Origin of the sequence: Streptomyces sp. NPDC001890 (genome assembly GCF_042891445.1) — a bacterium.
Taxonomy (GTDB): domain Bacteria; phylum Actinomycetota; class Actinomycetes; order Streptomycetales; family Streptomycetaceae; genus Streptomyces.
Window position 1 is genome coordinate 93361 of record NZ_JBIATE010000009.1, and the last position, 17371, is coordinate 110731.

Genomic DNA, 17371 nt, shown 5'->3' on the forward strand with positions numbered 1-17371 from the left:
AGGTTTTCAGGGTGGAGTCGGTGGTACGAGGGTCAGACCGGTGGCGGTGAGGCAGCCGTTGATCAGGTGGGGCCGGAGCTGGATCCTGCGTAACTCGCGGCGGAGGACACGGTCGAGGTCGTCGGGTGAGTCAAAGGCGGTGTTGGCCATCGCTCTGCGCACGAGTGACCAGATGGCCTCGACGGGGTTCAGGTCAGGCGCATAGGGCGGGAGCCGGAAGGTGGTGAGCCAGTCGTGCTCGGCCTCATACCGCTTCAGCCCGGCGGCCAGGTGGGTGTTGAGATTGTCCCAGACCACCACGATGGGGCCGCCGAGCTGGATATGCGCCCGCACCAACAGGTCGCGGTAGTCCTTCCAGGAGAAGCTCTTGCGTGCGCCTTTGAGGAGGAGGTGGATGCGGGGCCGGTGGATGAGACGGCTTTTCTCACCGGGTTTGTAGCAGCACAGCGCGGCAACCGAGGTCCGGCGGCGGGACCTGCCACGGACGCGGATGACGGGGGTGTGCCCACGTCGGCCCCAGGTGCGGGCCCGGGGCGGCGTCATCGAGAAGCCGGCTTCGTCCTCGAAGACGATCCAGGCGCCACATGCCGCCGCTAGGCTTTTACCCGCGGCCACACCTCCTTCTTCCACAGCTCCACCGCGTGCTCGTCACGCTCGAGTGCTCTGCGGGCTGGTGCCTGCCAGGATCAGCCGTGCCGTTTGAGCAGCCGCCACACCGTCGCCACCGACAGGCTCACCAGCAGCCGCCGGCGGATCACCGCCTGGACCCGGGCCAGAGTCCAGCGTTCGTCTTCGAAGCCGTAAGCTGCAGGTCCCTTCCCGAGTTCTTCCTCGAGTACGGCGAACTGGGAATCGCTGATGGTCGGGGAGTTCGCCGGACCTGCAGAGCGCAGGCCCTCCAGTCCGCTCTCGCGCCAGGCACGGCGCCAGCGTTCCACAGACCGCACACTCACCCGCAGGTCCCTCGCGATCACTGCGGTCTTCTCACCCGCGGCGAACCTCTCGCCGGCCTGAAGCCGGATCCCCTCACGAAACGCCCGACGCTCAGCGGTCAGGCCCCCCACCCTCCGGATACCTCATCCCACCGGCATACCGCAGGGATCATGAACCGTCACTCCCCGACGACAACCCGAAAACCTCAGTAACTACGGAGCGGGGAACTGGCGCTCCCGGTCGGCCGTGGCTTCGGTAGGCGCATAACGTGATGCGATCACAACCGCCCGCTGAAGCGCCCGGCCCATCGGTGCACGCCGGTCACTCCCACGAACCCCTGCGCGGACGGAACCACAGCTGTCTCCGACCACTTCGTCGTTACCGTCTGCACGTGACGGCGCAGTCGAATCCTTGCGTGGTGCGACACCAGTCACTGTGCGCCGGGCAGCAAAGTGGCGCTGCGACGGATGTGGACGAATGAGCTGGCAGTTGCCGTGGCGGCTCACAGGAGCCAGAGTGAAAGCAACGCACACGAGATCGGAGCGTGTCGTGATCATTCTCGGAGTCATCCTGCTTGTCATCGGTTTCGTGACCGGTATCTCCATCCTGTGGACGATCGGGATCATTCTCGCCGTGGTGGGTCTGGTCCTATGGATCCTGGGCGGGATGGGACACGCGGTCGCCGGGCGAAGGCACTACTGGTAGGGCAACCGAGCAAGCCTCGGCCCGGCACGGTGCACCGGCTCTCAAATGGGGCAGCCGCTCAGTCCGGGCGGCGCTGGCTTCGCCTGTTCTGCCCGGACCCGACACCCGACCTGCGATTGCACAGCACCTTGCCCCGTTCGCGCTTGTCAGCGTGGAGTCCGGGGGCAACGACGATCTGATCCCGCAGGGTGGCGCCGCTGACAGGGAACAGCACTGCACACACGTTCCAGGTGAACCGTTCTCCCAAAAGGACCCAGGAATGTCTGACAACGACGTGAGCAAGCGGAAGGTACTAGCGATCGTCACGAACTACGGCGTCGAGCAGGACGAGCTCCTGGTGCCCCTGGAACATCTGCGTGGCTGGGGCGCTGATGTGGACGTCGCCGCCGTATCCAGTGACGATATCCGGACGCTGGTGAGTGACAAGGACCCCGGGAAAGCGATCCGGCCCGAAGTCACCCTGACTGATGTGGACCCAGCCGCTTACGACCTGCTGCTCGTCCCGGGGGGCACCCTCAATGCCGACGCCCTGCGCGGGCAGGACTCTGCCACCGACATTGTGCGCTCCTTCACTTCGTCCGGGCGGCCCGTGGCGGCCATCTGCCACGGACCGTGGGCCCTTATCGCAGCAGATGTCGTTGCGGGAAAGAGGCTGACGTCCTACCCCTCGCTGAAAACGGACATCCGCAACGCCGGCGGCGAATGGGCCGACGAGCCCGTCGTCACGGATGACACCCAGGGCTGGACCCTCATCACCTCACGCAACCCCGGTGACCTGGAACCGTTCCTCCGCGAGGTGGACTCAGCACTCGCCGTCAACACCCAGTGAGGACGTTGCCGGGACGGGTTGCGGGCCCGAGACCCTGAACGCGTAATCACTCGCTGTTCAGCCTGCTGCCCCGATCCGCGAGAACGCGCTGTCGTTGAGGTGGGCGAAAAGGTCGGCCGGGCCGGTATAGACGCCGCCCTCTCCAGCCTCTTCGAGGTCCGCCCGGGGAGTTCCGCCGGAGAGAAGAGCCACAGCAGCCACGGAGGCCCTGGTCGCCGCTTTCGTGTCCCAGACGGAATCGCCTACGTAGACCGTCTCATCGGGGGGCCCTCCGGCGATCTCCATCGCCTGCCGGATCGGCTCAAGGGCCGGCCTCCCTCCTCCACGTCGTCCGCCCCGCAATGTCTGCGATGACATCGTCGGCGTCGAGTGCCTGGCGCAGCGCTCCGAGTTCATGGTCGGACGTGGCAGTCGCCGGTCGGCATGGAGCCCTCGTCGCACCGAGGTACGCGCCGACCTCCGCCTCGGTCTGCTCCAACCCTCCTGCAGCATCCGCTGCTTGCGCCACCTCCGAAGGAGGCGTTGGGCCTGGCTCACGTGACGTTGCATCTCTCTGCAGGATGCGCGACCTCGATGGCCCGGCTTCGGTTCCCTCTACAACGAACGGCGAAGCGGTGAAGTCCACGGACATGTGCAGCCGAGAACCCATCCGGCTCGGGGAGCGCACTCTCAGCACGGCTCCCGGCGTGGCTCCGCCGGGTAGGTGACTGCCTGGGCTGTTCTCGCGCGCGGAGCGCAGATTTTGAGTGCAGGGCCTGTTGTCTGTGTGCTTGCACCCTCCTCCCGAGGGCGATGGACCCAAGGAGGGGTGCTGTGACGGAGCAGGGCGGCGATGTGATCGTGGAGCTGACGGCCGATCATCGTGAACTGGAGGCACTTTTTTCGCAGATCGAATTGCAGCCGATTGATCATCCCCAGCGGCGGGTGCTGGCGGACCGGCTGACTGCGGAATTGGTTCGGCATACGATCGCCGAGGAATTTTATCTGTATCCCGTCGTGCGCAGGCACGTATGGCACGGTCCAGCATTGACGGACAAGGAACTCGCCGATCACGCCAGAGTCGAGCAGATGCTCAAGAGCCTCGAAGACCGAAACGTCTGTGATCCGCAGTTCAACGACACGATCGCGAAACTGAAGTTCGAGGTCGCCTCCCACGTACGGGAGGAAGAGCACGAGCTGTTCCCGAGACTCTCGGCAGCCGTCCCGCCCGAGAAGCTGGACGAACTCGGCCGACTGGTCCGACGTGCCAGGGAAGCTGCTCCTCTCCGCCTCCGCCCATCCCTTCCGGGCACCTCGCCCGCCCACAGACTGCTCGTTCCCGGAGCCGGATTGGTGGACCGCGTTCGCAGCTTTTTCCACAGCCGCACAACCACCGGTTGAGCCCAACCTGGGCATGCCCTGCCGTCCATCACGTATCCCGAGGAACACATCGAATGCCGAACATCGAGAGAAGCATGCCGGTGACCGGCGCACCGTGCTGGGTGAACCTGATGGCACAGGACCTGCGCGCGGCACAGTCCTTCTACTCCAACGTCATGAACTGGACGTTCAGGGAAAGCGCACTCGGCAGCAACTTCTCGGTGGCTCTGGCGCAAGGCAAACCGGTCGCCGGGATCGGATGCTGTTCAGGCGGTGGCTATCCGGGCGTCTGGACCCCGTACTTCGCCGTCATGGACGCGGATGAGACTGCGGCAAGGATCAGTGAGCGCGGCGCCACGCTCGCCGTCGGCCCTCTTCCCCTGGGCGAGGGGCGTGCCGGGATCGCTGCCGACCGGGACGGTGCCGTCTTCGGGTTCTGGGAAGGCCCGACCGTGTCCTGGTCTGTGGGGTGGGGCAGCGCCCCGGCCCGGCTGGACCTGCAGACCCGCAACGCATTCGACGCCGCCATCTTCTACGCGGAGATTTTCGACTGGGCCCGGCCGCCGGGAGGCTGCACGGTGGACTACGCCCAGGACCACATCATCGTCCAGGCCGCGGGACATACCGTCGCCACCCTGTACGGCGGAGGCCTCGAAGCCGAACCGGACCCAGATGTCCGCCCCAGGTGGAACGTCGACTTCCACGTTGATGACAGCCGAAAAGCTGCAGCAGCCGCCGTCACAGCTGGGGGCAGATCCTCACCGACGCCCACAGCCGCCGACGCCCCGGACAATGCATTCATTGTCTGCGACCCCGCTGGCGCCTTTTTCACCCTGTCTGGCGCCTGACGGCCCGGCACGTTACGACGTCCGCCTTGTCCGGCGTGTTCCCGTCGCCCGCGCCGCGTGCGTCAAAGCCCTTCGGTGTGCGAGGCCTCAAAGGGCCTCATGCGAGGAATCGTGCAGCCGTTCGCAGATCCGACAGGAACTCTTTGCAGGCGTCAGCCCGGTTTGTCGCCCGCAGGACGGCCGAGGGGTACACGGTGGCGAAAAACCAGTGATTTCGCGCGCTGCCCTCCCGCTCGGTTCCCAACGTCGTGGGGATGTCCCAGTGCGACACTGGCAGCAGCACACCGCGGAACTCCATCACCCTGTAGGAGCTGCCGAACAACGCCTTGCCGACGGTGGCACCGAGGGCGACCCAATGCTGGATCGACACGGTGTAGTTCGGCTGCCAGCCATGGGCGGCAGCCGCTGCTCTCGCGAGGGTCTGGCGTCTTGTGTATACGCCGCTTTTGCGTACTGGTCGGTGCGAACTTGAAGTGTTTGACCGCGTTGGTGAAGTACACCTGATCCTCTTCGATTCCGGCTTCGGCAAGCGCCTTGCGCAGAAGCCGACCTGTCGGACCGACGAATGGCTGGCCTTGGCGGTCCTCTTGGTCGCCGGGCTGTTCTCCGACCGATTCGCGCACGGGCTGAATCGGCGCCGAAGACCGTCTGTGTGGCCTCTGCATACAGCGGGCACCCACGGTAGTCGGCCGCGGCCCGGGCGCAGCGCCGGCAGGCCTCCCCGAGCAGGCACGCAGGCGAGAGCGCTCTTGTGGGGGCGTTACGCAGTATTGGGCATGGCGCCTGCTTGTTCGTGGCCCCTCGTGAGACGGACGCCATCCCGTGGGCTGCTCCGCCTCACATCCCGCTGGTATCCATCGTTTCAGGACAGGGCTGGCCTGGCCTGGCCCGGTGAGGGTGTGCGGCGACCGATGAGGCGAATACCCCAGCCGTCGTCACCAGCGGGGCAGCTGTCATCGTGCCCTGGCCTTCGGTGTGTTCGCCGCCTCGTGGCGGCGGTCGGCTCGTCGATGGCAGCTGCAGGACAGCGAATCGTCCTGTCCCGGTGGGTATTCCCGTGTCCGATGCCCGAAACGAGCCGGGCTTCGTGATCGCCTCTCACAGGTGGCCGCCACCGTCCCATGGCATCCGGCCACGAGAGGCGAGATGGCTCGGTCACTGGTTCGCTGGATGAGTCGGCTCGTACCGGCGAAGCTGGTGGGTAGGGCCGGACGGTACTCGACCGCGTCGAAGTCAGCGATCGGCGGGGCCGCGTATGCGGGTTCGAACCACCGACGGGCTTGGGAGTAGCCCGTCCAGGAGCGCCTATGCCAGAGAGGCACTGCAGGGAGGAACGACCCGATGCGTGCACTCACCTGTCGGGGACGAGCGTGACACGCATAGAGACCCCGTGGTCAACTTCGGCACCCTCCGTCCCCCGCTGTCCGCAGTCGGGCGGCCCACGGCATGGCATGCGCACTGTTCCTGGGTAAGGAGGGCGAAATGATCAAGAAATGCTGTCGGCTGTTGCGTCCGCCGCGGCACTCACTGTGCGCAACGCCTCATCGCGCTCAGCGCCCGCGGTGTCGCTGAGCACTCTGGGCCCCTTCGAGAAGGGAAAGAAATGACGATGAGCACACATGAGAGCTTGCGGATTGTGGTGACAGGGGCCACAGGCAATGTGGGGACCAGTGTGGTCAAGGCCCTGTCGGAGGACCCGGACGTGGCGTCCGTTCTGGGCCTCGCCCGCCGGCTGCCGAAGCTGTCGATCCCGGGAGTGGCATGGGGCACGGTGGACCTCTCCCGGGAGGACAGCCCCGGCGCCCTGGACAAGCACCTGGCCGGCGCGGACGCCGTCATTCACCTGGCCTGGCGATTCCAGCCCACTCGTGACCCTGTAGTCACCTGGCAGAGCAATGTTCTGGGGTCGATTCGGGTCTTCGAGGCCACAGCGAGGGCAAGAGTGCCGGTGCTGGTACACGCCTCCTCGGTGGGTGCCTACTCTCCCGGCACGAAGGACGAACCGGGGGTGGACGAGGAGTGGCCCACGTACGGGTGGCCGGATGCCGCCTACTGCCGGGAGAAGTCCTATCTGGAGCGTGTGCTGGACACGTTCGAGTTGCGACACCCGGGGATCCGGGTGGTCAGGATGCGGCCCGGATTCCTGTTCAAGGAACAGGCCGCCAGCGAACAACGTCGAACCTTCGCGGGCCGCTATGTCCCCGGTGCCCTGCTGCGCCCCGACCTCCTCCCCTTCGTTCCTGATCTGGAAGGGCTGCGTTTCCAGATCCTCCACAGCGATGACGCGGCGCAGGCCTACCGGGCGGCCGTGGCCACTGACGTTCGAGGTGCGTTCAACCTGGCGGCGGAGCCGGTCATCGACGCGCAACAACTCGGCGACCTCCTGGACGCCAAGGTGGTGCGTGTTCCAGCGACACTGATGCGGAGCGCTCTGACTGCTGCGTGGCACGCCCGCGCGGTCCCCGCTTCGCCACATCTCTTCGACGCAGTGTTGCGACTGCCGGTCCTCAACTGCAGCCGGGCTCACGATGTGCTGGGGTGGCAGCCGACCAGAACAGCGCAGGAAGCACTGTCGTCGTTTCTGAGGGGGGTACGTCGCGGCACAAGTGACCGGGAGGGGAAGTGGGCTCCCGGCTGACCCCATGTAACCGCCGTCAGTTACCACCGGGATTCTCCTTCCAGGCGGCCGAGCGAACGGAACGCCTTCTGGTCAAGGCCAGGGTGGAACAGCCCGGCGGACCACGGCTCTTCTGAGTCGGTTCGTCGTGGCGGTCTGACTCTGCGGCAGCAGCCGAATACACCAAGCAGAGTGCGACGCATACCGTCGCCGCCGCGCCCGGTCTCGCAGCCAAGCGGCACCGCGCGACGGCACATGACAAGCGTCTGAGGGCGGCTGCTGGGAGGATTTGATGGTGCGGACCGTTGGTGTGGAGGAGGAACTGCTGCTCGTCGATGCACAGAGCGGCGAGCCACGGGCGCTTTCGACGGCCGTGCTGGCCGTCGCGGAACGCCGCTCGGAGGGAGATTCGGCCTTCGAGCTGGAGCTCCATCATCAGCAACTTGAATTCGCCACCGAACCGCGCAGTGACATGCGCGAGCTTGCGGACGAGGTTCGCCGTTGGCCCGGGCGGGGGCAGCTGTGGTGGCCCTTGCGACCGCTCCCCTGCCGGTCAGTCCTTCGGTTGGTGAGGGGGAGCGGTATAGATGGCTGGCTGACAGGTTCGGCCAGACCACGCAGGAACAGCTCACGTGCGGATGCCACGTGCACGTTTCGGTGGCATCGGACGAGGAGGGCGTCGGTGTGCTGGACCGCGTGCGCACCTGGTTGCCAGTTCTGCTGGCGCTGAGCTCCAACTCGCCGTTCTGGCAGGGCCGCGACACCACGTACAGCAGTTACCGGAGCAGGGTATGGGGGCGCTGGCCCTCCGCCGGACCTGTCGAGATCTTCGGCTCTGCGGAGCGTTACCACGAACAGGTCCAGGCACTCATCGACACGGGAGTCCTACGGGACGAAGGAATGATCTACTTCGACGCGCGGCTATCGCACCGGTACCCAACAGTCGAGATCCGAGTGGCGGACGTGTGCCTGGACCCGGCCGACACCGTCCTGCTTGCCACGCTCGTCCGTGGCCTCGTCGAGACCGCAGCACGCGAATGGCGCGCCGGCGATCCACCGGACCCGACGGGAGCGAGTGTCCTGCGTATGGCTGACTGGCAGGCCAGCAGGTCGGGACTGGAAGAGCAACTGCTCCACCCGCGCACCATGCGCCCCGAGCCCGCAGCTGATGTCATCGCAGCCCTGCTCACGCACGTTCGAGGTGCTCTGGAGGACAGCCACGACTTCGCTTCGGCTGAGCAAGCGCTCATGAACGTATTGGAACGGGGAACCGGTGCACAGACGCAGCGGGAACTACTCGCTCGCACCGGAAGTCTCCGTGACGCAGTGGCCGAGTGCGTGTCCAGGACACTTGGCTGACCTCGGTGCCGCCTTGCTCCCTCAGCAAGTAGCCTCCGCGTTTGCCGAGAATCAGCCTCGGTCTTGTCGGTGGTTCGAGCCTCGGGGTGGCAGCGTGTTCATGTGTTCTGCCTCGTGGCTGGCCGGCCGGGAGCAGGGGCGGCATCGGGCAACTCGCCAGCACGCCCCGCTAACGGTCAGGAGCCGGCCACGACACCGAGGACCTACTGCCCTACGCCGAACTGGCGGCAGCCGCCGCGAAGCTCGACCTGGACCGGATCATGGAACTCGACTACACCGAGGACCGCTTCAAGCTGGCCGAGCACGCCGCCGTCGTCGTGCTCCTTCTGGAGCCGGTGCTGGCCGTCCTGCGCCGCCTGGCCCAGGAGAACGAAGCACGACGCCGTGGTGTCTGGACCTGTACGGCCGAGGCGGCCGACACGCACCCAGGTCCGATCCCCACGCCGATCCCGAGGGCACTCTTCAGGGGTTGCTCGGCGAACTGTCGGCGTTGCACGAAGCCAGCGCGGTCCACGGGTATGTGCGGCCTGCCAACGTGAATGAGAAGGAGGCGTTCGACTGCCTTTGCCTGTTGACTTCCGCGACCGTGGACACGCCAGCCACCGCTGTCGGCGATGCGGCCGGCCTTGTTCACGTCGTCGTGCACCATGTGACCGGGCCTTCGAACAGTGATCGTCTGCGGCTCTGGGCTGGTCTTGCCGTTAGGGTCGATGAATTCCCGCCTTCGGCTCAGACCGAGGACGGCCAGGAGGCGCGGGTGACCGTGCGGCGTGAGATCACAGTCCCCCCGGTGGCCCGCACCCTGCTTCAGCGACCGGGCCCATGAGGGTCAGGCGTGATCGGCGTGATCCACAAGCTGGGACTGGGACAAGCCCTTCTCCCGCGCGCAGTGTGCGCAGCAGAAGAACTGTCCGTCGGCCTGCATACCGTGGCCGAGGATGCGGCACTGGCAGTTGACACAGGTCGGGGCGATCTTCTGGGCGGCGCACTCGATGCTGTCGAAGACGTGGACCACCCCTTCTGCGGTACGCACCTCGAACGCCAGCTCGTAGTCGTTGTGGCAGGCCTCGCACACGGCCATGGACGATCACCCCTTGCTGCCGGAATCAATGAGCGGCACCTGCAGGCCCGCCGGGGCGCGGCGCCCCCTGGACACTAGCGAACGGGCACACCGATCCTCCGGCAGCGCGTGCACTGTTACCCGACCTGCTGGCGGAATCACTCCCATGGCAACCGTTCGGTGCCTCACGCACGCAGGATATATCACTTTCTGTCACCATTAGTTACGTTTCGCGTCCTTGACATGCCCGCGACACACCCCGCCGACTACTTGCGTGCTCGCGTGGGAGCGGACATCACAGCGAAGGACTTCCGGACCTGGCACGCCACCGTCCTCGCGGCCGTCGCCCTCGCTGTCTCGGCACAGGTGGCGGACGAGTCGAAGACCGTACGTAAACGGGCCGTCGTCCGTGCCGTCCACGAGGTCAGCGAGTACCTCGGCAACACGCCCGCGGTATGCCGGGCCTCGTACATCAACCTACGGGTCAGCGAACTCTTCGAGGAAGGCCGCACGGTTGCCGGCGCGCCCAGTCGGCTTGGCGACGGCGCCGCCCTCGGCCAGCCGGCCACCCGTTGAGTGGGAAGTTCTGCGGCTGTTGACGTGCGATGGCAGCGCCGTATGGGCCCCTGCCGACGACTGAAGCGCCACGGCCAGTCAGTGGTGAGAACGGAAGTGTCATCACGCTGCTGCGTATCGGTGCGCGCCCCCTGCGCCATTCGATCCAGTGGGCGTCGTCGACAAGTTCCCACGCGTCGTCGAGCCCGGCGCGCCTCAGGAATTCGACGAGGTCGCTGTCGTTATGGACGAGCCCGACGACCTTCCCTTTGGTGGCGACCCTCCGTCCGCCAGAACGGGAGAGGCCGTGGACAACTATCGGGGCCGTCATCTCTCCAGGGTGCGACGGGCTGCTGCTCATAGCACCCCGAGTTCCGAGTCCGACGACGTTTCCCGACGGCCTATCCCTGGCCAGAGGTCGACCGAGGCGACGAATGATCGGTGGACGCTGACGCCAACCGTTCACATGTCGGGCCTGGGCACCCCTCGATGGCGCAGGGGGCGGGAACGCCGTCTCACTGGTTCGCTGAATGGTAGGTCCGTATTGCCACGAGGTGAGTCGGGCACAGAGGCCTGCGGCCGTTCGGGAACAGGCTGCCGATCCAGGTACCGAACGGCCCACCCGACGACAGGTACGTCTACCTGCCCGACGTGCTGCCCACTGCCTGGCAGGCAGTCGGACAGCGCGGACATGTGAAGCAGCGTCAGGGTTCCGAGTCTCGGATCCATCGGCGACATGGCAACCAAGGGCGCCCGGCACCATATGGCCAGCCTGTTCCTGCTGTCATGGCTGGCACATTCCATCGCGGGCGCCGCCGCCTACAACGAACAGCAGCTGCATTCGCTCCAGGCACCCATCAGCTGGGGAAGCTATCTCGCATCTGCCGGCTTCTGGAGCCGTAGCCTGCAGAACTGGCAGTCCGCGCTCTTGGCAGTGGCCTGCATGGCCACCTTCTCCGTAACCTGCGCCGACGCAGATCCCCGGAATCCAAACCCGTCGGGACACCCCACGGAACGAAGGGAGTTGACGGATGAAACGCCCTCCCTGCCGACATGTCGGACGCTACCGGCCCGGCCGTCGCCAGCGCTCGATTCGCCGGCCGCGGATCGATACCCGGATGTGCCAGCCACACGGTGCGGTTGACGCCGAAACCCCGAACGAGAGACAAGATACCGCCGAAGTGCACGGCACACTCGGTAATGTGGAGCCCCACACCACCGAGTGTCATCCCGACCCCATGGCGCGCCCGCCTGCGGGCAAATTAGGACGCCGCCTGTGCTGCGGACGCCCTTGCGTTGCAGAGAGCATGTACGAGGCCGACCCGCTGAGTGACACGCAGGTATCCCAGCCAGGTGAGTGACAGGGCGTTCTTGACCGCGTCTGGATGCGTGGTGGCCTGCGCCAGACACGGTCGAGCACGTCGCCCTGCTTCGGCAGCAGCATGCCGTCATTCCGATCCCGTGGGTTGGGAGTCCCGTGAACGGTCACGCCATGTTCGCTGTTGTCGCTGTCCGCTGCGAGAGCAAATCTTCGGCAGATCGCTCCTTGAATATTCCTTGGGTACAGCGTTCCGGCGGTCGTATCGTGCGCCGACGGGCACCCCGGAACCGGGAAGGGTCAGCGCATGCCGACTACCATGGAATGGCGTCATGTGAATATGGCGTGGGTCAGCATGTCGTCTCCGAAATCCCGGAGAGGGAACATGGCCGTAGGCGAAGAGGGCGAGACAGAGCGTGTCCGGCGCCCGTCCAGCAGGAAGACCGCCGGGAAAAGCAACACGGGTCGGGCCGAAAAGCGCACGAGCGGGACGAAGCGCGCGCCCCGTCGGGTTTCGGCACCGCGGGCCATGCAGTACGCGGCCGAGCAGCTCCAGGAGCTGCTCGGACGAGCTCCCGAATCCGTCTCGGCGCTGAAACCGACTGATGACGGCTGGCAGGCGGACGTAGAAGTCCTGGAGCTGGAACGTGTTCCCGCAACGACAAGCGTGATGGCCAGCTACCGGGTACTGCTGGACAAGGGTGGCGAACTGGTGTCGTACGAGCGCACACGACGCTACACCCGAGGGCAGATAGACCGGGGTTGAGGCTCCAAATGGCGCCGCCAAAGCGCCGTCGCCCGGACGAGAAGGCCGCGCCGGAATCGGACGCGAGCCGCTGAAAGGGGGCACCATGACTGTGGTGCCGCAAGCCGGAGGAACCATTGCCAGGGGCGGTGGAGGAGGGTCCGGCAATCTTTACGACATCCTCGATTTGATCCTGGACCGCGGTCTGGTCATCGATGTCTTTGTGCGTGTCTCGCTGGTGGGCATCGAGATCCTCAAGATCGATGCCCGCATAGTCGTGGCGAGCGTGGACACCTACCTCCGCTTTGCGGAGGCCTGTAACCGCCTCGACCTGGAGCAGGGCCGCAAGGCCCCCTCCCAGCTGACCGACCTTGTCGGCGAGGTCACCGAGGGCGGAGCACACGGGAAGACCAAGGGAGCCCTGAGCGGGGCCGCCGAAGTGCTGACCGATGCCCTCAAGGGAGGCAATGACGACGAGGAGACCGAGCATTCCGGAAAGAGCCGCAAGGAGCCGGAGGAGAGGCGGGAGCGGCCGCGACGTCGGCCCGCCGCCCGGCGCCGCGAGGAGTGAGCCATGGCCGTATACGTCTACTCCATCGTCCTGACCAGCCATCCGCAGCGCCTGGACGGCCTCGACGGGGTGGGGGAACCGCCGGCAGCACTGCGAACCGTGCACACCGGGAAACTGTCCGCTGTCATCAGCGACGCGCCCGAGGAGCTACGGCCCAAGCGCCGGGATCTCGGCGCGCACCAGGCTGTCCAGGAGAGGCTGATGGCCGACGGTACGGTTCTGCCGCTGCAGTTCGGTTTCACCGCCCCGGACGACGATGCGGTGCGAGCGGTTCTGAAGGACCGTGCGGATGAGTTCAGCGAACGTCTGCGAGCGTTGGACAACTGCGTCGAGTACCACCTGAAGGCCGCCCAGGACGAGAATGCCCTGCTGCGCCAGATACTTCAGGAGTCCGATGAAGCCCGCGAGCTCAACGAGGCGATCAGGAGTGGCAGCGCCAGCCCGGAACTTCCCCTCGCCCTCGGCGAATTGGTCTCACAGGAAGTGCAGGCGCGGCAGGATCAACTCGCGGCAGGCATTGTCGATGCGCTGCGCGGATTCGCGCGGGAGGAACACTCGTCGCAGGCGACCGGGAACGACTTCCTGAATGTGTCCTTCCTCGTGGCGCGGGACAACGAGCAGAGCTTCCTCAGCGAAGAGCAGGGTCTGGCCAAGGAACTGGGCGAAGACTTCGACCTTCGGCTCCTCGGCCCGCTACCCACCTACAGCTTCGTCTAAGGAGCCTTCATGGGACTGCTGACGCAACTCGCGACCCTTCCACTGGCTCCGGTGCGCGGCGTGGCCTGGGTGATGGAGCGCGTGGTCGAGGCCGCGGAGAACGAGTACTACGATCCAGCGCCCGTCGAACGGGAACTCGCCCAACTGGAGCGACAGCTCGTGGCCGGGGAGATCGACGAGGAGACATTCGACCGACGTGAGGACGCGCTGCTGGACCGGCTGGACGAGATCAGGAGGCATTTCCGGGGCACCTCTACCTGATCCCCGCAATCCACGGAACGAAAGAGCACGGCATGCGGCGCCGTTGATGTGTCGTGATACCAGGGAATCGAGGTGCAGGGTCCGTGTCCGACTCCGTCGCCAGGAGACTGGGCGATCTTCCGTCCAGGTCCGCTCCGTACGGCCAAGGCTCCTCAGCCAATCTCGCCGACATCTTGGAACGGGTCCTGGACAAAGGCATCGTCATCGCCGGCGACATCCAGATCAACCTCCTGGACATCGAACTGCTCACCATCAAGCTGCGCCTTCTCGTCGCTTCGGTGGACAAGGCGAAGGAAATGGGCATCGACTGGTGGGAGCACGACCCAGCACTGTCCTCCCGCGCCAACGACGGCTACCGGTCACTCGCCGAGGAGAACAAACGGCTGCATGCTGAGATCGCCGCCCTGCACGAGGACCGTGAGCTGCCACCGTCCGAGGAGAAAAGTCGTTCCTCGACTCCCCGCCGCACCAAGCGGGCGGATTCCAGAGTCCGCGGCGAAGGGCGGGACGAGCCATGACCGGGACCCTCACCTACACGTACGCCGTCGCACGGGACGCCGACGGAACACTGACGGAAGCGCTCTCCGAGCTCTCTGGGGTGTCGGATGCACCAGTGCATCTGGTGCGTGCACGGGAAGGCCGCGACGTGGTGGTCGTCGTGAGCCCGGTACCCGAGCGGGACTTCCAGGAAGCTGCGCTGCAAGTCCATCTCGAGGACTTGGATTGGCTGGAGTCCGTCGCTCGCTCCCACCACCGCGTGATTGAGGCACTGGCCGCCCGCACCACCGTCCTGCCGCTCCGTCTGGCGACGGTGTACCTGGACGACGAACGCGTACGAGTCATGCTCCGTTCCCGCCACGAGGCGTTTGACCGTCGGCTGACCGACCTGGCGGCGCAGGTGGAGTGGGGTGTCAAGCTCTACGTCGAAACGGCCGCGTCGACCGAGAGCCCTGAGGACGGGCCCTCGCAGCCGGGCTTTGGCCCCGGGCGGGCGTACCTCAGCCACCGCAGGGCACAGAGACACGCTCGCGAAGACACCTACCGGGACGCCGAACGGGCAGCCGCGCGGGTCGAGGACGCCGCCCGCACCCGTGCGGTTGATCGCGTGCAGCACCGGCCGCAGCAAGGCGAACTCGCCCGCGGGCCGGGAGTGAACGTCGTCAACGATGCCTACCTTGTGCCGGTGCATCGGGCCGAAGAATTCCGCGCCGACGTAGTGAGGGCGGCAGATGGAATTCCCGGAGTACGTATCGAAGTCACCGGGCCATGGCCTCCGTACTCCTTCGCCGCCGAGGTCGGACCATTGAAGGGGGCTGCCCCATGAGGGCGGTGGGCAGCCTTCCGGCCACGTCTCGGGAGCCGCTGCCGGAACGACAGATCGCACTGATCGATCTGCTGGACCGGTTGCTCAGCGGAGGCGTGGTCCTCACCGGCGACGTCGTACTTTCCATCGCGGATATCGACCTCGTGCGGATATCGCTCCGTGCCCTGATCGTCTCCATCAGTGAACAGAATCCCTCCCCGTGGAATGCAGTCTCAGCACACGTAGGAGAGGACCATGACGGCTGAGGAACGTACACCTGGTAATCGCCTCGAGGAGGTTGCCGACGCCGCCGTCCGCGCCTTTCGCATGCTGCCCGCGATGCCACAGGACGCCCCACCCCGGGACAGGGCGAAAGCGCGAAGGCCGGCCCGCCGGGTCACCACGGACCCGGACACAGTGGAACGGGACTTGATGAAGCTCGTCCTCACCCTCGTCGAGCTGCTGCGACAACTAATGGAACGCCAAGCCCTTCACCGGGTCGACGCAGGAGATCTCACCGAGGAACAGGAGGAGCGTCTGGGAACAACTCTGATGATTCTGCACAGTCGTATGATTGAACTCTGCGCCCGATACGGTCTCTCCATGGAAGATCTCAATCTGGATCTCGGACCCCTCGGGCCTCTTCTGCCACCAGCCGAATGACTCCCATGGAGCAAAAAAATGGGCCTCGGAAAGAAGATCAAGAACGTCGAAAATATAGCAGAGGGGAAGACTAAGGAAGCGGCCGGGAAGGCCGTAGGAAATGAAAGCCTGGAAGCAAAGGGAAGGGCACAGAAGACGAAGGGGAAGGTGAAGCAGGTGATCGAGAAGGGCAAGGACACCTTCAAGCACTGATGGAGGGACGTCAAGCACATCAAGAGCCAGGCGAGGCCCGCCGCACTCGAAACTGCGGCGGGCCTCGCCTGATACGGTCAGTGAGCTGGTAGAGAGCTGGCCGCAGCGCCCGAGGCGGCTGCCGATACAGGCGGCCCGTGCCGGCGTTCTCTGTAGAGGCTGCGTTTCCCGGCGGTGGTGAGTCGATTGGCCGACGAGCGCTCCCTTCGACCCGCCGGGGTGGTTACACCACCCGCAACCAGCGGCTGGATCGCTCCACGCCTGTGAACGTCCGGAGCGGCCCCGTCCGGGACCTCCGCTTCTTCATCTTCGCCTTACCCTCTGCCGTCCTCTCTCAAGATCCCCATCCTCGTCCTCCTCGTCTTCGCGGTCGTCGTACTCCTCGTCTTCGCGGTCTTCGTACTCGCCGTCTTCGCGGTCTTCGTACTCGCCGTCTTCGCGGTCTTCGTACTCGCCGTCTTCGCGGTCTTCGTACTCGCCGTCGTACTCGTCGTCCGCGCCGTCATGTTCGTCGAGATCCCCTTCTTCCTCAAGAGCCTCTTCGTGGGTCTGCACGACCTCGCCGTCGCGGATTTCTCCTCGCCAGCCCTCGGGCTCTTCGTCGGTGAACGTGACGTGGCGCTGGAAGTGTTTGAGGTCCAGCCGAAGTCGCCGCCCCTGAGCACGCCACAGATTTCCAGTCTTCTCGAAAAGCCCCGATGCGTAGTATTCAACGACCAGAACAATTCTGGTCAATCCGGGTGCCAGTTCATGGAAACTTACCGCACCGCGAGTCGACCCCTTGGCTCCCTCGGATGTCCAGACGATGCGTTCGTCCGGCACCTGCTCCTGCACAGTCGCTTTCCAGCCGCGAGTCGACGGGCCGACCTTGGCTTTCCAGTTGCTGGACGTCTCACCGGTCCGGGAAACATCCCGTACGCCTTTGGTGAAGCTGCTGAACTTCTCGTACTGAGTCCAGTGGTCGTAGGCGGTACGCAACGGCACACCGACATCGATGACCTCGATGATATTGGTGACCTTCTTATCTCCTGACTTGCGCCCCTTACCGCCGCCGAGGGCCTCCTTCGCCTTCCCTATGACGTTGTCCTTGACGTTCTGCGCCGCCCCGGAGAGCACGGCTTTGAGCGGGGAGTCGCCCCCCAGGAGGTTGGCTCCGACCTTGGAGAGCGATCCGCCGTTCTCGGCGACGTCGGTGAGCTGGTCCGTCGCGTCGATCAGTTTTTCGCCGGCTCTTTCTGCCAGGTCTCCCATCCGGGCCGTCAGGTAGTCCCCGAGTTCTTCACGCAGTCGATCGAGTCCCGAGTACGCATTGCCTTGTTCCGTCTTTGACATGATC

General features: G+C 65.6%; 20 protein-coding genes and 5 pseudogenes. 18 read left to right on the plus strand and 7 right to left on the minus strand.

Annotated elements, in window-relative coordinates:
* Positions 1-6 precede the first annotated feature (6 nt).
* Both ACFYY1_RS22805 and ACFYY1_RS22810 read right to left on the minus strand, forming a co-directional pair.
* Positions 7-543 carry a transposase gene (locus tag ACFYY1_RS22805; protein ID WP_388588679.1) on the minus strand — a complete coding sequence of 179 codons (537 nt, stop codon included), beginning with the start codon at positions 541-543 and terminating at the stop codon, positions 7-9.
* A 50-nt stretch (positions 544-593) separates the two neighbouring features.
* Positions 594-1064 (minus strand): annotated as a pseudogene (locus ACFYY1_RS22810) (winged helix-turn-helix domain-containing protein).
* Positions 1065-1482: 418 nt separating this feature from the next.
* Here ACFYY1_RS22810 and ACFYY1_RS22815 point away from each other — a divergent pair.
* Together ACFYY1_RS22815 and ACFYY1_RS22820 are read left to right on the plus strand one after the other, a co-directional pair.
* A complete protein-coding gene (locus ACFYY1_RS22815) occupies positions 1483-1638 on the plus strand; it encodes a DUF6131 family protein (RefSeq protein WP_356089630.1) in 156 nt (51 codons plus the stop codon).
* A gap of 259 nt (positions 1639-1897) precedes the next feature.
* Positions 1898-2467 (plus strand): DJ-1/PfpI/YhbO family deglycase/protease, encoded by a 570-nt coding sequence (locus ACFYY1_RS22820; RefSeq protein WP_388588323.1) that lies wholly within the window; start codon positions 1898-1900, stop codon positions 2465-2467.
* Between the two features lie 57 nt (positions 2468-2524).
* Here ACFYY1_RS22820 and ACFYY1_RS22825 read toward each other — a convergent pair whose 3' ends face one another.
* A complete protein-coding gene (locus ACFYY1_RS22825) occupies positions 2525-2752 on the minus strand; it encodes an HAD family hydrolase (protein ID WP_388588326.1) in 228 nt (75 codons plus the stop codon).
* Positions 2753-3280: 528 nt separating this feature from the next.
* On the opposite strand from ACFYY1_RS22825, the gene ACFYY1_RS22830 reads away from it, so the two are divergent.
* On the plus strand, positions 3281-3847 hold the full coding sequence (locus tag ACFYY1_RS22830) for a hemerythrin domain-containing protein (protein ID WP_388588328.1): 567 nt from the start codon (positions 3281-3283) through the stop codon (positions 3845-3847).
* A 53-nt stretch (positions 3848-3900) separates the two neighbouring features.
* Positions 3901-4674 carry a VOC family protein gene (locus ACFYY1_RS22835; protein WP_388588330.1) on the plus strand — a complete coding sequence of 258 codons (774 nt, stop codon included), beginning with the start codon at positions 3901-3903 and terminating at the stop codon, positions 4672-4674.
* A gap of 97 nt (positions 4675-4771) precedes the next feature.
* Here ACFYY1_RS22835 and ACFYY1_RS22840 read toward each other — a convergent pair.
* Positions 4772-5407: pseudogene (locus ACFYY1_RS22840) on the minus strand (uracil-DNA glycosylase family protein).
* A gap of 876 nt (positions 5408-6283) precedes the next feature.
* On the opposite strand from ACFYY1_RS22840, the gene ACFYY1_RS22845 reads away from it, so the two are divergent.
* The 3 genes and pseudogenes from ACFYY1_RS22845 (at position 6284) to ACFYY1_RS22855 (ending at position 9189) form a co-directional block, all read left to right on the plus strand.
* Positions 6284-7312: an NAD-dependent epimerase/dehydratase family protein gene (locus ACFYY1_RS22845; RefSeq protein ID WP_388588333.1), complete on the plus strand. Its 1029-nt coding sequence runs from the start codon at positions 6284-6286 to the stop codon at positions 7310-7312.
* Between the two features lie 271 nt (positions 7313-7583).
* Positions 7584-8650 (plus strand): annotated as a pseudogene (locus tag ACFYY1_RS22850) (glutamate--cysteine ligase).
* Positions 8651-8910: 260 nt separating this feature from the next.
* Positions 8911-9189, plus strand: a complete 279-nt coding sequence (locus tag ACFYY1_RS22855) for a hypothetical protein (RefSeq protein WP_388588706.1) — start codon at positions 8911-8913, stop codon at positions 9187-9189.
* Positions 9190-9200: 11 nt separating this feature from the next.
* Here ACFYY1_RS22855 and ACFYY1_RS22860 read toward each other — a convergent pair.
* Together ACFYY1_RS22860 and ACFYY1_RS22865 are read right to left on the minus strand one after the other, a co-directional pair.
* Positions 9201-9445 (minus strand): annotated as a pseudogene (locus tag ACFYY1_RS22860) (IS481 family transposase); the annotation flags it as partial.
* Positions 9446-9479: 34 nt separating this feature from the next.
* A complete protein-coding gene (locus ACFYY1_RS22865; RefSeq protein ID WP_356091240.1) occupies positions 9480-9731 on the minus strand; it encodes a hypothetical protein in 252 nt (83 codons plus the stop codon).
* 246 nt (positions 9732-9977) lie between these two features.
* On the opposite strand from ACFYY1_RS22865, the pseudogene ACFYY1_RS22870 reads away from it, so the two are divergent.
* The 11 genes and pseudogenes from ACFYY1_RS22870 to ACFYY1_RS22920 form a co-directional block, all read left to right on the plus strand.
* Positions 9978-10286 (plus strand): annotated as a pseudogene (locus ACFYY1_RS22870) (DNA topoisomerase IB); the annotation flags it as partial.
* Positions 10287-11028: 742 nt separating this feature from the next.
* A complete protein-coding gene (locus ACFYY1_RS22875; protein WP_388588681.1) occupies positions 11029-11409 on the plus strand; it encodes a DUF6766 family protein in 381 nt (126 codons plus the stop codon).
* A 559-nt stretch (positions 11410-11968) separates the two neighbouring features.
* Entirely contained in the window at positions 11969-12349 is a 381-nt protein-coding gene (locus tag ACFYY1_RS22880; RefSeq protein WP_388588684.1) for a gas vesicle protein, read from the plus strand.
* Between the two features lie 85 nt (positions 12350-12434).
* Positions 12435-12899 carry a gas vesicle structural protein GvpA gene (locus ACFYY1_RS22885; protein ID WP_388588337.1) on the plus strand — a complete coding sequence of 155 codons (465 nt, stop codon included), beginning with the start codon at positions 12435-12437 and terminating at the stop codon, positions 12897-12899.
* Between the two features lie 3 nt (positions 12900-12902).
* The gene (locus ACFYY1_RS22890) at positions 12903-13616 is read left to right on the plus strand and encodes a GvpL/GvpF family gas vesicle protein (RefSeq protein ID WP_388588340.1); all 714 of its coding nucleotides are present in this window, start codon (positions 12903-12905) and stop codon (positions 13614-13616) included.
* 9 nt (positions 13617-13625) lie between these two features.
* Positions 13626-13877 carry a gas vesicle protein GvpG gene (locus ACFYY1_RS22895; RefSeq protein WP_376636533.1) on the plus strand — a complete coding sequence of 84 codons (252 nt, stop codon included), beginning with the start codon at positions 13626-13628 and terminating at the stop codon, positions 13875-13877.
* Positions 13878-13960: 83 nt separating this feature from the next.
* Positions 13961-14395: a gas vesicle protein gene (locus ACFYY1_RS22900; RefSeq protein ID WP_388588343.1), complete on the plus strand. Its 435-nt coding sequence runs from the start codon at positions 13961-13963 to the stop codon at positions 14393-14395.
* The gene (locus ACFYY1_RS22905; RefSeq protein ID WP_388588344.1) at positions 14392-15201 is read left to right on the plus strand and encodes a GvpL/GvpF family gas vesicle protein; all 810 of its coding nucleotides are present in this window, start codon (positions 14392-14394) and stop codon (positions 15199-15201) included. The genes ACFYY1_RS22900 and ACFYY1_RS22905 overlap by 4 nt, the downstream gene beginning before the upstream one ends.
* Positions 15198-15446 carry a gas vesicle protein gene (locus ACFYY1_RS22910; protein WP_356091230.1) on the plus strand — a complete coding sequence of 83 codons (249 nt, stop codon included), beginning with the start codon at positions 15198-15200 and terminating at the stop codon, positions 15444-15446. Before ACFYY1_RS22905 ends, ACFYY1_RS22910 begins: the two co-directional genes overlap by 4 nt.
* Complete coding sequence (locus ACFYY1_RS22915) at positions 15436-15843, plus strand: gas vesicle protein K (RefSeq protein ID WP_388588347.1); 408 nt, start codon at positions 15436-15438, stop codon at positions 15841-15843. Before ACFYY1_RS22910 ends, ACFYY1_RS22915 begins: the two co-directional genes overlap by 11 nt.
* An 18-nt stretch (positions 15844-15861) precedes the next feature.
* Positions 15862-16035 carry a CsbD family protein gene (locus ACFYY1_RS22920; protein WP_356091228.1) on the plus strand — a complete coding sequence of 58 codons (174 nt, stop codon included), beginning with the start codon at positions 15862-15864 and terminating at the stop codon, positions 16033-16035.
* A gap of 303 nt (positions 16036-16338) precedes the next feature.
* Here ACFYY1_RS22920 and ACFYY1_RS22925 read toward each other — a convergent pair whose 3' ends face one another.
* Positions 16339-17367, minus strand: a complete 1029-nt coding sequence (locus tag ACFYY1_RS22925) for an SRPBCC family protein (protein ID WP_388588349.1) — start codon at positions 17365-17367, stop codon at positions 16339-16341.
* Between the last annotated feature and the right edge of the window lie 4 nt (positions 17368-17371).

Coding starts and splice junctions, on each gene's coding strand:
- ACFYY1_RS22805 (WP_388588679.1), bottom strand. CDS start 543: ATGACGCCGCCCCGGGCCCGCACCTGGGGCCGACGTGGGCACACCCCC.
- ACFYY1_RS22820 (WP_388588323.1), top strand. CDS start 1,898: ATGTCTGACAACGACGTGAGCAAGCGGAAGGTACTAGCGATCGTCACG.
- ACFYY1_RS22825 (WP_388588326.1), bottom strand. CDS start 2,752: ATGGAGATCGCCGGAGGGCCCCCCGATGAGACGGTCTACGTAGGCGAT.
- ACFYY1_RS22835 (WP_388588330.1), top strand. CDS start 3,901: ATGCCGAACATCGAGAGAAGCATGCCGGTGACCGGCGCACCGTGCTGG.
- ACFYY1_RS22845 (WP_388588333.1), top strand. CDS start 6,284: ATGAGCACACATGAGAGCTTGCGGATTGTGGTGACAGGGGCCACAGGC.
- ACFYY1_RS22855 (WP_388588706.1), top strand. CDS start 8,911: ATGGAACTCGACTACACCGAGGACCGCTTCAAGCTGGCCGAGCACGCC.
- ACFYY1_RS22865 (WP_356091240.1), bottom strand. CDS start 9,731: ATGGCCGTGTGCGAGGCCTGCCACAACGACTACGAGCTGGCGTTCGAG.
- ACFYY1_RS22875 (WP_388588681.1), top strand. CDS start 11,029: ATGGCCAGCCTGTTCCTGCTGTCATGGCTGGCACATTCCATCGCGGGC.
- ACFYY1_RS22880 (WP_388588684.1), top strand. CDS start 11,969: ATGGCCGTAGGCGAAGAGGGCGAGACAGAGCGTGTCCGGCGCCCGTCC.
- ACFYY1_RS22885 (WP_388588337.1), top strand. CDS start 12,435: ATGACTGTGGTGCCGCAAGCCGGAGGAACCATTGCCAGGGGCGGTGGA.
- ACFYY1_RS22890 (WP_388588340.1), top strand. CDS start 12,903: ATGGCCGTATACGTCTACTCCATCGTCCTGACCAGCCATCCGCAGCGC.
- ACFYY1_RS22895 (WP_376636533.1), top strand. CDS start 13,626: ATGGGACTGCTGACGCAACTCGCGACCCTTCCACTGGCTCCGGTGCGC.
- ACFYY1_RS22905 (WP_388588344.1), top strand. CDS start 14,392: ATGACCGGGACCCTCACCTACACGTACGCCGTCGCACGGGACGCCGAC.
- ACFYY1_RS22910 (WP_356091230.1), top strand. CDS start 15,198: ATGAGGGCGGTGGGCAGCCTTCCGGCCACGTCTCGGGAGCCGCTGCCG.
- ACFYY1_RS22915 (WP_388588347.1), top strand. CDS start 15,436: ATGACGGCTGAGGAACGTACACCTGGTAATCGCCTCGAGGAGGTTGCC.
- ACFYY1_RS22920 (WP_356091228.1), top strand. CDS start 15,862: ATGGGCCTCGGAAAGAAGATCAAGAACGTCGAAAATATAGCAGAGGGG.
- ACFYY1_RS22925 (WP_388588349.1), bottom strand. CDS start 17,367: ATGTCAAAGACGGAACAAGGCAATGCGTACTCGGGACTCGATCGACTG.